At 47.2% G+C, this 13,058-nt stretch carries 12 protein-coding genes; 8 read left to right on the plus strand and 4 right to left on the minus strand.

The annotated features are described in order from the left end of the window. Positions 1–11: 11 nt before the first annotated feature. Both F608_RS0103450 and F608_RS0103455 read right to left on the minus strand, forming a co-directional pair. Positions 12–488: a YchJ family protein gene (locus F608_RS0103450; protein ID WP_208599512.1), complete on the minus strand. Its 477-nt coding sequence runs from the start codon at positions 486–488 to the stop codon at positions 12–14. Positions 489–533: 45 nt separating this feature from the next. Continuing rightward, complete coding sequence (locus F608_RS0103455; RefSeq protein ID WP_084681086.1) at positions 534–1,904, minus strand: IS4 family transposase; 1,371 nt, start codon at positions 1,902–1,904, stop codon at positions 534–536. Between the two features lie 194 nt (positions 1,905–2,098). On the opposite strand from F608_RS0103455, the gene F608_RS0103460 reads away from it, so the two are divergent. Both F608_RS0103460 and F608_RS0103465 read left to right on the plus strand, forming a co-directional pair. Further along, positions 2,099–2,572, plus strand: coding sequence for a GNAT family N-acetyltransferase (locus F608_RS0103460; RefSeq protein ID WP_022664219.1), 474 nt, complete (start codon positions 2,099–2,101; stop codon positions 2,570–2,572). Between the two features lie 184 nt (positions 2,573–2,756). Next, positions 2,757–3,878: an ABC transporter substrate-binding protein gene (locus F608_RS0103465; RefSeq protein WP_022664220.1), complete on the plus strand. Its 1,122-nt coding sequence runs from the start codon at positions 2,757–2,759 to the stop codon at positions 3,876–3,878. A 74-nt stretch (positions 3,879–3,952) separates the two neighbouring features. On the opposite strand, the gene F608_RS30540 is transcribed toward F608_RS0103465, so the two are convergent. Then, the gene (locus F608_RS30540; protein ID WP_084680963.1) at positions 3,953–4,831 is read right to left on the minus strand and encodes a DMT family transporter; all 879 of its coding nucleotides are present in this window, start codon (positions 4,829–4,831) and stop codon (positions 3,953–3,955) included. Between the two features lie 200 nt (positions 4,832–5,031). On the opposite strand from F608_RS30540, the gene F608_RS0103485 reads away from it, so the two are divergent. The 5 genes from F608_RS0103485 (at position 5,032) to F608_RS30545 (ending at position 10,365) form a co-directional block, all read left to right on the plus strand. Then, positions 5,032–6,456: an aminotransferase-like domain-containing protein gene (locus F608_RS0103485; RefSeq protein WP_022664224.1), complete on the plus strand. Its 1,425-nt coding sequence runs from the start codon at positions 5,032–5,034 to the stop codon at positions 6,454–6,456. 131 nt (positions 6,457–6,587) lie between these two features. After that, on the plus strand, positions 6,588–7,001 hold the full coding sequence (locus tag F608_RS0103495; RefSeq protein WP_033398209.1) for a GNAT family N-acetyltransferase: 414 nt from the start codon (positions 6,588–6,590) through the stop codon (positions 6,999–7,001). 308 nt (positions 7,002–7,309) lie between these two features. Further along, positions 7,310–8,467: a hybrid sensor histidine kinase/response regulator gene (locus F608_RS0103505; protein WP_022664228.1), complete on the plus strand. Its 1,158-nt coding sequence runs from the start codon at positions 7,310–7,312 to the stop codon at positions 8,465–8,467. A gap of 132 nt (positions 8,468–8,599) precedes the next feature. Continuing rightward, positions 8,600–9,523 (plus strand): HDOD domain-containing protein, encoded by a 924-nt coding sequence (locus F608_RS0103510; RefSeq protein WP_022664229.1) that lies wholly within the window; start codon positions 8,600–8,602, stop codon positions 9,521–9,523. Between the two features lie 14 nt (positions 9,524–9,537). Continuing rightward, positions 9,538–10,365: a response regulator gene (locus F608_RS30545; protein ID WP_022664230.1), complete on the plus strand. Its 828-nt coding sequence runs from the start codon at positions 9,538–9,540 to the stop codon at positions 10,363–10,365. Here F608_RS30545 and F608_RS30550 read toward each other — a convergent pair. Beyond that, on the minus strand, positions 10,334–11,992 hold the full coding sequence (locus F608_RS30550) for an ATP-binding protein (protein ID WP_022664231.1): 1,659 nt from the start codon (positions 11,990–11,992) through the stop codon (positions 10,334–10,336). The two genes, F608_RS30545 and F608_RS30550, sit on opposite strands and share 32 nt — an antisense overlap. A 300-nt stretch (positions 11,993–12,292) precedes the next feature. Between F608_RS30550 and F608_RS30555 the strand changes: the two genes are divergently transcribed. After that, positions 12,293–13,051 carry a response regulator gene (locus F608_RS30555; protein WP_022664232.1) on the plus strand — a complete coding sequence of 253 codons (759 nt, stop codon included), beginning with the start codon at positions 12,293–12,295 and terminating at the stop codon, positions 13,049–13,051. Positions 13,052–13,058 lie beyond the last annotated feature (7 nt).

A 13,058-nucleotide genomic window follows, 5' to 3' on the forward strand; every position in this document is an offset into this window, starting at 1 on the left:
CGTCCTTTTTCCTAGGACCGGCCATGGCACTTTTTAAACTTTTTGCCGGACTTGCACCAGCAGGGTTCATTGCGGCCGATTTTCACGGGATCAAGGGTCTGTCCGTCCAGATAGTACCATAGTCCGGATTCCCGGATAAACCTTGAACGTTCATGGAGCTGCCCGGTTTCCGTGCTTTTGTAAAAGGCGGCAAATTCCACAACCCCCATGTTTTCGTCTGCCTCTTCGATTCCGGTTGTAATGATCTTCAGTCCCAGCCATTGGGTCTCCCGGATGGTCCGGGCCAGGGTTTCCCGGTCATCGGGACTCCGTTTGGAAGGATAGAGGGTGGAGATCAAATATTCGATATCCCCCCTGCAAAAGGCAGAATACCGGGACCGCATCAGATCTTCCGGGGTTTGGGGGATTGATGTTCCGGACAGAAACCGGCCGCAGCAGTCTTCATGGTTTTCCGGGTTTCCGCAGGGACAGACTATAGTTTTCATCATACTCTCCGTTGATTTATCCCTATACTTAATACTCAACTTTCGGGTTTAAAAATTGCTGACTAACTTTCGATTTTCTAACAAACCGGTGCCTTGCAAGGCTGCTTCTATGATTGCATCGAAAAATGCCGAAGCCGTTTTTTCACAATAACTGCCAAGAGTTTTCAAGCGATTACCGGCAAGTGTCATTATTCTGTAAAGCGCCTCGACAAATGAAATATCCGAGACTTCTTGGCAACAGGCATAAAACAATTCTCCAAAGGTTCTGTTATCCGTTTCGATTCGATTTTGGTAGGCCAAAAACATATACCGCATGAAAACAATAGTGGTGTGGGCCACCAGGGCATCATAGTCCCGGCATTGCATTTCCTTTGCCAATTTCAAATGCTGTTTGGCCATTTTGAAAAACACTTCGATATCCCAGCGCTTGCCGTAAATGCGAACAATATCTTCGTTTGACAGGTTAATGTCCGTGGAGATCAGTGCCAGCCAATCTTTTTTTCGCCTATCCCGAACAAACACGAGTTTAGCGGGAGGTCCGTCTTTTAACGTTACAACGGCAAATGCCAGGATTTTTGCCCGGCCACGGCTTTTTTTCAGCTTCCGATAGATAGCTTTCAAATCCATTGGGCGGCCGCTATATCCATAATGAATTTTTGATGTCTTTTTCACCATGCCGATAACATCAATATGCTTGCTCAAGGCCGTAACGGTTGCGGGCATCGCAAACCAACTGTCCATCAATAGATATTTGGCTTGGACACCAGCTGCCAATATCCGCTTGACCATGGTTTCCAGATTTTCAGGCGCTTTGACTACCGCTTCCTGCCGCCGCTGCCAGGCGCAGCATCTTTTATCCATTGATTTTCGATTCTCGCAAAGCCGCTTTTTAGCATCTGATGAGGATAACAGTGAAAAGTCCAGCGGCAGGCAACTGGCACCATCGGACCAACAAAGCGTGAGCATCCTGAAGCCTTTAACCAAACGGCCATTGCTATGATCCCATACTCTGGAAAGCAGTTCTACCGACTTGGATCGAGAACGGTCATATGGGCTGTCATCCACTATCAAGACAGATTCTCGGTCATCATCTGTCAAACGATTTAAAAAATGATAAAGCTTCATACCGATAGTCAGCAGCAATCGCCTCCAGTTGGACCTACTCCCTTTTAGGAGTTCATATGCGGCATCCTTACCGAAGGATATATTGTCATTGGTTACAATACCTCGGAAAAAATTCTTTTCCAGAAATGGAAGCGTAAATATCGCCATAATCAAGGAGCGAACACTATGTCCGTGACGTTTCTTAATGCCACATCGATGTAGAAATGTGGCGATGTTAAATTGATTGAAAAATTCATCAATCTTACCCAGAATCTGTATGTCTGCTTGTGTTTCGGCATCATTATTGGTATGAATCATTTGAGTCCTTACTGTTTGATTTTATTGTCTTTTTGGTCGAATTCAATATATATCAAACAGAAGGGCTCTTCAATATTTTATATTATAATTTCAATGTATTACGCCTGCATTCGGGGCCGCGATAGTGGATCCCGAAAGTTGAGTTAATATATTAAAGAGCCAAATCATAGATTAAATTAAGGCCCCGTAAAATGGTTGACCTGCTGGTTAAATTGTATGACCTGCCAAAAGCCGAGCCCCTTGTTAAAAAGATGAATGAAAAGGGAATCAGGATCCGTAGGGCCATGGCCCATGAAAAATTTGATGTGGTTGACTGGATTCTGAAAACCTTTGGCAGAAGCTGGGCCGGAGAGTGCGAAGCAGCCTTCAGCCGTCTGCCGGTGTCCTGTTTTATCGCCGAAGAGAAAGGGGCTCTATTGGGTTTTTCCTGTTATGAGGTCACATGCAGGGATTTTTTCGGCCCCATGGGGGTCGCCGAAAAACATCAAGGGAAAGGGATCGGCAAGGCCCTGCTGGTCTCCAGCCTTGAGGCCATGCGATCCAGGGGATATGCCTATGCCGTCATCGGCGGAGTCAAAACCCCGGATTTCTATGCAAAGGCAGTAAACGCCGTCCCCATAGAGGGGTCTTCCCCTGGGATTTATCCCCGCCCCCTGAATAAATGATTTCACCCGATTCGGCTGTTTTTTATTATTTCATATCGTAAAAAAATGGATCTCTTTTCATTCTATCCATGTTTTGATTGACAAAGATAGACCCCTATCCTAAGTCTATGGCCGGAAAAGTGTATGGATGAACTTGTCCGGACGCTTTTCCCCTTTCAGCAAGGCTTGGATCAATGGGGGTATGATGCTGTTTATTTTTCGGTTCTGTCTTTTCATAATATGCCTTTGGGGTCCGGCACCCTCCCATGCAGATCAAAAAAAACTCAACATCAGTTTTGTTTCGCCCAACAGGGATGACTCCCGGTTCTGGGGGACAGCCCATGATTTTGCCCGGGCAAGTGCAAACGATTTAAACATAGATTTTAAAATTTACTATAACCGGGACAACAATCGATTCACCTATCTGGAAGCCTTTCAGCGGGCGGTGAATGCAAAGGAAAAACCAGACGCTGTTCTGGGCGTCTTTTTCAGATTCATCGGAGATGAGATCCTGGAAATGGCAAGGTGCAAAGGCATTCCTGTTTTCATGCTGAACGCCAATATCCCCGATGGGGAAGAAAAGGATATCGGAAGTGTCCGGGGAAAATACAAAAACTTTATCGGACATATGGCGCCCGACGAAAAAGCGGCCGGACATATTCTGGCCAGCTATCTGATACAAACGGCAAAGAAGAAACATCCAGGCAAAAAAATTGAAATCGCCGGGCTGTCCGGCCACCGGGAGAGTCCGGTTTCCCTGAACAGAGGAGAAGGGCTGGCAAGGGCCGCAAAAGATGAGAAGGCAAAATTGCGTCAGGTCATCTATATTGATTGGACCCAACCCGAGGCACAGGTGAAGGAGGATGTGCAGATGCGGACAAAAGTGCTCCTGACACGATATAAGAAATTGGATGCATTCTGGTTCGTATCGGACGCCATGGCATTGGAGGGCAAAGCCGTTATGGAACGCCTCCACCGGGATGTAATAACCGGGGGAATCGACTGGAAAAAAGAGGCCATTCTCCAGATCAAAAATAGAGTTCTCCATGCATCGGTGGGCGGTCATTTCACGGAGATCGGTTTCAGCCTGGTTCTCCTCCATGATTATCTTCACGGAAAAGATTTTTATGACGAATTGGGCGGCAGGATCAAAACCCGGATGACATTGCTGACCATGGAGAACATAGACCGTTTCCATGGGCTGTTAACCGAACAAAACTGGGATGAAGTTGATTTCAGTCGATATTCAAAGATCTTACACCCGGAACTGAAAAGATATGACTTTTCATTTGAGACATTGCTGAATACCATTGAAAAGACAAGATAAAAAGTCCTTTTCCTGTGTACAAACAATCCCTGCAGGAGCCGGAAAGCCCAAGCCCGGATCATTTCAAAGGAGCTCTACCCGGTCAAATCCGGCTGGGGCTTTACCGAAGATCCGGGAAGTTTCCTGTCGCCGACCGCGGAAAAAATCCCCCGGGCCGTCACTGCAGCCAGGACAAGGCTTCCTCCGGCCAATGCGGCAGGACCGGGCACTTCCCCGGTGCCCAGGAAGACCCACAGGGGATTGATCAGGGGTTCCACGGAACAGATCAGGACCGCCTCCAGGGCGGTGACATGCCGGATGGCAACAGAGTATACTGCATATCCCAGGCCGATGGAGACAACCCCCAGTCCCAGGAGACCGGCACTGTCCCCCAGGGTGGGCACCTGGCTGAACATGAAGGGCAGGCAGAGGCCGGCCGCCATGAAACTGCCCAGGGCAAGGGGCCAGGCTGTGGACTGATTCCGTGTCTTTCTCAGGAAAATCACCAACCCGGCCCAGAAAACAGATCCAAGAATCCCCAGCAGGATCCCGTATATTCCCCCCAGGGACAGCTTGTCAAAAAAGAACAGGCCGATGCCCGTTACAACAAAAGCCAGAAACAGCCAGTCCCGGCGCTGGGTCGGCTCCCCAAGCATGCGGGGAGCGAGCACCGCCACATAGGCGGATGCGGAATACTGCAGGACAATGGCATTGGCAGCCGTGCCCAATTTGGTGGCCCCTACGAAACAGGTACTGAAAAGCCCCATGCAGGCTGCTGCCGCCAGGGTGTTCCTGTCCCAGGATATGACTATGGAGTTGCGGCACAGGGCCAGGATCGCCACACCGGCAATGAGGCTGCGCCATCCGGAAATGGCCAGGGGGGAAAGGTCCACCCATTTGATCATGACCCCGGAGGTGGACCAGAAAAATGCAGCAGCCAGCAGCATTAATACAGCGGTTCGGTTACGATCCATCTTCCCGGTCCTCCTTTTCCATATACGAATTGGGTATAAAAGGGTTTGATTCTGACAATAAACTGAATACAAAAAAAATAACAGCCACAAAGTTTTATTTTTGTAATGGATACAATTATGATATTTCTCAATCTGTACTGGTTAAATATCCATAAAATTGTACCGGTCCGGAATCCGGATCCAATTTCAGGGGGAAAAAGATGGGCAAAACACCCAAATACCAGCAGGTGGCGGACCGGCTGGCCCGGTTGATCCGGGAAGGGGTTTTCGGACCGGGTACGGCTGCCCCGTCCGTCCGGAAACTGAGCCGGCAGTGGAAGGTCAGCATCAGCACCGTTCTGAGGGCCTATTATCTTCTGGAGGCCCAGGGACTTCTGATCCCCAGGCCCCGGTCCGGTTTTTATGTGAGCAGCCACCTGCCCAACGCCCCTCCGGAACCGGCCCTGTCCGATCCGGAGCCCGATCCCATCCGTGTGGGCATGCGGGAACTCATCACCATGATCATCCTCAAGGATACGATCAACCCCAAACTGGTGCAGCTGGGAGCCGGCCATCCGGATCCGGCACTTTGCGCCACCCGTCACCTCAACCGGCTCATGGCCTCCGGGGCCCGCCGCCTTGGGGACAAATCCGGGCTTTATCTGCCCCCGGCCGGAAGCCAAACCCTGAGGCAGCAGATTGCCCGGCACGGGGTAAACGCCGGCCTCAGCCTGGATGCAGAAGAAATCATTGTCACGGCCGGATGCGGGGAGGCGGTTTATCTCTGCTTAAAGGCAGTCTGCCGTCCCGGAGATACCGTTGCCGTGGAATCCCCCATCTGCTTTGACGTATTTCAATACCTTGAAAACCTGGGGCTCAAAGCCCTGGAGATTCCCACACACCCCAGGGAAGGGATCAGCCTGGAGGCATTGAGCTTTGCCCTTGACAACCACCCGGTAGGGGCCTGCGTTGTCATTTCCAATTTCAACAACCCCTTGGGCAGCTGCATACCCGACCGCCGGAAGCAGGCCCTTGTCCGGATGCTCTCCCAAAATAAGATTCCCCTCATTGAGAATGACATCTTCGGGGACATTCATTTTCTGGACCGGCGCCCTCCATCGGCCAAAGCCTTTGATTCCGACGGAGGCGTTCTCTGGTGCGGTTCTTTTTCCAAAACCCTGTCACCGGGGCTGCGCATCGGATGGACTGCCCCGGGACGGTTTCGGTCCACCGTTGAATGGTTGAAATTCAGTGCCAGCCTGGCCACGGCTACCCTGCCCCAGCAGGCTGTGGCCTCGTTCATGGCCGAAGGCGGGTTCAGCCAGCACCTGCGCAAAATCTCCCGGATCTACCGCCAGAGGGTCAATGAACTCAGAAATGCCGTGATCCGGTATTTCCCCCCGGGGATAAAGGTCACAGACCCCATGGGCGGATACCTGCTATGGATCGAACTGCCCGAGACCGTGGACGCCCTTGCCCTGTATAAAACCGCCTTAGGGGAAGGCATTGCCATCACCCCGGGCCACCTCTTTTCAACGGGCCGCCGGTATCACCACTTTATCCGCCTGAACGCGGCCAACTGGTCGGAAAATGCCCGACCGGCCGTCCGCCGCCTGGGCCGCGTGATCGCCAGCATGTCCGGATAATCCCATACCAGGTTCATGGGCGATCTTTCTTCGCTCCCCTGCCCTGAAAAGATATATCAGGAAGGGATTTATTGTGTTCTCTTCTTAAATGAGATACAGATCAAAAAAAACAGGAAGGAATGATATATTTTATGAACATTGATTTACAGATCAGTCTTGAGGATAATTTTGAACCCGGCGAACTCATTGAACTCTACCGGGCGAACCACTGGTCTTCGGCCAGAAAACCGGAACAATTGATCCCTGCCCTGAAAAATTCCCATGCATTGGTAACGGCAAGAATTTCAGGGAAACTGGTGGGGCTTGCCAATGCCATCTCCGACGGATATCTGGTGGTTTACTATCCCCATATGCTGGTCCACCCGGAATATCAGGGCAAAGGAATCGGATCTGCCATGATAAAATGCCTGCAGGAGAAGTACGCCGGCTTTCACCAGCAGATGCTTGTGGCGGACGGCAAGGCCGTTGAGTTTTACAGGGCCAACGGGTTCTCAAGGGCCGGCAAAACCGAACCCATGTGGATCTATGACGGGAATGATCATTGATCCTTTCCGGACGCGATTCCCCCCGGGGCATTCCCTTTTTTGGGGACTATCCCTCTGATTTCATAATTGAATCAGGACCAGTCCCCTCCCCCCCAACCCGGTAAGCTCAAAATTACAGTTCTTGTATTTAATGCGCTGGCATTGTATTTACATCCAAGATACCAGACAAAATTTATTTTCCGATTGACGGCGATTCTTCTGCCTGTTCTTAGTCCGACAATGTGTTGCCGGCCCGATTTCATTACCCTCTCCCAGAATAGTCAGGAATTGGTTCTTTTGGAAATGTCTTTATCGTTAAGAGGAAATTGATGAGAAAAAACGAACTACTGATTTTAGACGACCAAAAGCAGGTTCTGTCAAGCCTGAAACGGATACTGAAACGGGAACCTTATCATTGCCATTTCGCCTTGAACGTTGACGATGCCCTTTCAATCATTCAAAAGAACTCCATTCATGTGGTGCTCTCAGACATTAAAATGCCGGGCAGAGACGGAATAGAATTTCTTACCGCAATTGCAAAAGATTATCCGGACATTATCCGGCTGGCCATATCTGCTGACTCGGCTTCGAAAACAGTGCTCAAAGCGATCAATGACGGTAATATTTTAAGATATATCACCAAACCCTGGAATGATATCGAACTGGTCAATTTTTTGAGACAAGCTTTTGATCTTTACAATCTTAAGCAGGACAAACGACATCTGCTCAGGAAGCTTCAGGAGTACAATATCGAGCTGGAAAACAAGGTTGAGCGCCGGACAAGGGAGTTGTTTTCCGTGCTAAATGCAGCTGAAATCGGCAAACACACCTCACAGATCGTCCATAACCTGAACAATCCCCTCAACAGTATTTTCGGTGCCCTGCAGATGATTGAAGTGCTTATAGAGAGCTCCCCCCAGGATCTTTCCGGTATTCGGCGTTTCGTCGACATGGCCAAAACAAAGTCCGGCGATATGGGCCAGATCATTTCCAGCATCCTTGTTCATATCAGGGATCACGGCACTTTATATAAGGAATCAATCGATCTGAATGAATTGATAAAAACCGAATTGAAATTGTACGAAATCGACCCTTTTTTCAAAAAAAAAATCGAAAAAAAAATAGATCTTGATCATGGACTCCCCGCAATTTCCGGAAACCAGGTCCAGCTCAAACAGATTTTTGACAACCTTATCAAAAATTCAATTGATGCCATGGAACACACACCGGAAAAAAAACTGAGCGTTCAAACAGCACACCGCAACGACTCGATCGTCGTCCGGGTCAAGGATACGGGGTGCGGCATCCCAAAGGAACAGATCCATCGAATATTTTCACCGGATTTTACCACGAAGCCCATCGGAAAGGGAACGGGCCTTGGTCTGGCAAGCGTCAAAGCAATGGTGGAAGGATATCACGGTGTCATACGTGTGGACTCTGAGCCGGATAAGGGGACGATTTTCACCATAGAGCTTCCCACCCGTTGACAATTCTTTTAACAAAGCATTGAAAGTTCACCACCAACAGAGTAGAATAGAGGGGAAAGAAATCAAGAGTCGATCATCAGACCGTATTGTTCATAATCGCAATCAGATCCATGTGAAAAAGAGAATCGTATTTTGAATTCCGGAACACAAAAGTTAAAAGCCTCTTCAACGGATGAAGAAAAAAAGAAGTTCCTGAAAAAATTCCAAAATATCAAAGATCTGCCTTCCCTACCGGTGATTGTCGCAAAAGTCAATCAGATGCTTGATAATCCCTATACCACCATTGATTCCCTGAGCGCTGTCATTGAAAAGGACCAGGCCATTGTTTTTAAAATGCTTCGATTGGTAAATTCGGCATTTTTCGGATTCAGGGAAAAAATCTCCAACACAAATGAAGCCGCCATCATTCTGGGATTGGACGCCATCCGGAACATTGTCATCTCCCTTTCAACATTTAACACGCTGAACCGTATCTCTTCTAAGAATCCCTGCGATATTTTCAAAATCAAGGATTTCTGGAACCATTCCGTTGGTGTGGCCGTCTTAAGCAAATACCTGGCCGATAAGAACCGAATCGGGGATCCTGAAAAATGTTTTGTTGCCGGCCTTCTCCACGACATGGGAAAACTGATCCTGGCCTATTATTTTACCGATGATTTTAAGAAGATCCTTGATCTGGCCAAAAAAGAAGACCTCCTTTTTCGTGAAGCCGAAGAGAAAGCAATGCCCGGCGGTCACCATGAAATCGGTTATTATATTTCCCAGAAATGGGATATCCCCACGCATCTGGCCAATACCATATATTCACATCACAGCATGCAGATCGGCTCTTCAACCTATGAAGACAGCCTGATTGTCAATACGGCGGACGGGATTATCAACAGCTATTATGTTGATTTTTTAAACAACAATACCCGGCCGGGAACAATTGCTTACCGATACTTTGATAAAAAAGCCCGGGAAAGAATGCAACCGTGGATAGAATCCTCTTCAAAATGGTTTCCAGAGGTAGAACAACTGATCAATGAGGCCCGGAAACTGTTTCTGGAAAAATAAGCACAGGTGAAAGCTTGGAGACCCAAAAACATTCTGTTCTATGTGTGGACGATGAAAAGCATATTCTCTCCTCCATTAAAAGACTTCTGAGAAGAGAAAATTATGAATTGCTGATCGCTTTAAGCGGAGAAGAAGGACTGGAAATATTAAAAACCCGCGACATCCATCTGGTCATTGCCGATCATCGCATGCCGGGGATGTCGGGCATAACCTTCCTGACCAAAGTCAAAATCACCTATCCGGATACGATTCGGATTCTATTGACCGGCTATACAGATATTGAGTCCATCAAAGAATCCGTCAACCAGGGCAATATATATAAATTTCTTTTAAAGCCCTGGAATGATGATAATCTTAAACTCGAGATAAAAAAATCCCTTGAACAACACGACCTCATCCAATCGAACCGTTCCTTGACGGCTACCGTTAGAAAAAAGAATCAGGAACTTGAGCAGATCAATCAAAACCTTGAAAAAATCATAGCAAAGCGGACAAGGGAACTTGAACTTCAGAATCAGGCCCTTGAGCTTACCCGGAATATTTTTGAAGGACTCCCGGTACCGGTGGTGGGCGTGAGTTCGGACCAGACCATTATTCTGATCAACCGTCTGGCCAAAGAACTGATGCTTAAGGATCAACCCCTGAAGGTCGGAAAATCCATGAAAGACTTTTTCTCCACGGATTTCCTCCAAAAGGTTTCTCCGGTCTTTGAATCAAGGACGGATCATATGAGGGTCCATCAAAAAATCAAAAACCATCCCTATTTCATCAGCCTCTCTTCCCTTACCGGCCGTTTTGCCAACCAGGGCTTTATTCTCTGTTTTCAAAAACAGGAAGTCTGATAATAAATTTGCTTCCTTTATCCATTTGACTTTCCACCCCAATGGACCCTTTGTGCTGCTCAATGATGTTATAGGCGATATTCATGCCAAGCCCGGTTCCTTTTCCCACCTCTTTTGTGGTGAAAAAAGGATCAAATATCTTATTGAGGTTCTCTTTGGGAATTCCGCACCCTGTGTCGGAAATTTCAATGACGACATCCTTGTTTACCTGACCGGTCTTTATGGTAATTTCGCCTTTCTTTTCTATGGACTGGGCCGCATTTACCAGGATATTTAAGAACACCTGGTTGATCTGCTGGGGCACGGCCATAATCAGGGGAACATCCGAATAATGTGTAAAAACCCTGGCCTTATACTTTAATTCGTTGTTGATGACATTTAGCGTCGACGCGATTCCGATATTGACATCCACAAGCTCGGGATCTTTTTTCCCGGGATGGGCAAAATCCTTGAGGTTCAGGACGATATTTTCTATGCGGCTTAATCCATCCTTGCAATCGGCCATCAACTCTTCAATGTCCTTTAAGAGAAAGTCCAGTTCTATGGTTTTGGAAAACTCTTTGATCTCATTTTTTAATTGGAGTGAAGCCTTGGAAATTTCATCATCCCCAATGGTATCATTCAATTTTTCGTTGCGTTCGATCAACTCTTTCAAATCGGATAAATAGGAATCCAGAGAGTTTAAATTACTGCCAACGAAGCCGACCGGATTGTTGATTTCATGGGCAACGCCTGCAGCCAGCTGGCCGATGGAGGCCAGCTTATCCGTTTGAATCAGTTGAATCAGAAGGTTGGCCTTTTCTTCCTCCATGTTTTTTCTTTCCGTAATATCCTGAATCGAGCTGAGATAATAAATCCCGTCCTCCCTGCTTTCCTGGAGTACGGAAGAAATGGAAACCCAGATGGGAGTTCCGTCTTTTTTTTGAAAGCGCACCTCCAAATTTTCTGCCCCCCCGGCGTCAATCTTCGCAAGAACCTTTTTCCGGTCTTCCTGATTATAATAAAAATTTTGAATCAAGGGTTCTGGAATATCTTCCAGGGAAAAAAGGCCGACAAGATTGAAAAATGCAGGATTGGCATCCATTATTCTGCCCCCGGGCGAGGTGAGCACAATGCCCACGGGAACGTGCTGGGTTAAGGATTTTAATCTTTCTCTCAGACTCTGTTGCCGTATTTCCAGCCTCCTGATTTTTTCAGCCTGGACATGCAACAGGGATGCTTGTTCTTCACCCCCTTTCTGCAGATGACTCAGATCAAGATACGTTCGCACCTTCACCCGGATCTCGTTGGCCTCCATGGGGGTGACCAAAAAATCAAGGCCACCGGAATCAAAAGCCTGTGCCTTTTTAGCGGCATCGGCAATATCAGACAAAAAGATAACGGGAATTTTTTTGATTCCATGATCCGCTTTCAGATCTTTGCAGATGGCAAATCCTTCTGTCCCGGAGGATTTCGCATTCCAAAAAATCAGGTCTAAGCGTTTTTGTTTGATAATTTGAAACAGATCATCACCGGCTGAAGCGGTATCAACCAGATACTCATTCTTTTCAAGGATTTTTTTTAAAAAATCAATGTCAGGTGCATCCGGATCAACAACCAGAATGCGGGCCTTGGTTTTATTTTCCATATGATCTCCCCTAAAAGAAACAACTCCTTTACATCAAAATCTGCCTCGGCGATGAATGATATTGACGAACCTGATTGGGAACTGTGCTGAAACGACTTTTCCTGATTTATACCCTCTACTATATGCAAATTCATATATAGATTCAATTCTTATTTTCTATTTTTAATCCACACTTTTATTTTGGTAAAACCCTTGAGAAAGTTCAAAGAATACAGTAGCCTTACCTATCTTGAATACAGGGGATATGCTTCGAAACTGAAATTGTTCCTATCCAGCCAAGGTATTTTCCACAGGAGACCCATGGTTGAAAAATACAATCATACCGTATTGATCGTCGATGATGAAGAACAAGTGGGACGCGCCATTGCCCGTTTGATCAAACGAATGGGTGCTGAGCCCGTTTATGTAAACTCGGGCAGGGCTGCGCTGGAAAGATTGGACAAAACCGGCCGGCCTTTCTCTTTGATCCTCTCTGATCAGAGAATGCCTGAAATGGAAGGCTCGGTCTTTCTGGAACAGGCAAAAGAGATCGCCCCTGAAACGGTCCGTTTTCTCATCACAGGCTATGCCGACATCCATGTGGTTGTCGATGCGGTAAATAAGGGTGCGGTTCACAGGTTTATCACAAAGCCATGGGACAATAACGCCCTGGAACAGATGATCAGATCAGGATTTGAATATCATGAACTGATTGTGGAAAGCCGGCAATTATTTGTCCTTGCCAAAAAACAGAATAAAAAACTCTACCATTTGAACATGGAATTGAAACAACGGGCTGACAACCATAAAAAAGACATCCACCAGAAGGACAGGAAGATTAAAGAGTTGAAAACGAAATTAACCCAGGGTGTTAAAAACGAAAATTTTATCAGTAAAATTGAAGCTTTTCTAACGAAGAACCAAATCCTGTCCAAAGAAAAGATCCAGTCTTTTCATGCGGAGCTGATGATCGAGCTTTACTCTCAATTTCAAGATCTTGCTGCCAAAAGCGGATTTGACATGCCTGAAAAATCCGGGGACGATCCCATGGCTCCTGATTCTTCTCAAGCGAATATATAACTTAAAT

The organism is Desulfospira joergensenii DSM 10085, from assembly GCF_000420085.1.
GTDB classification, from domain to species: Bacteria; Desulfobacterota; Desulfobacteria; order Desulfobacterales; family Desulfobacteraceae; genus Desulfospira; species Desulfospira joergensenii.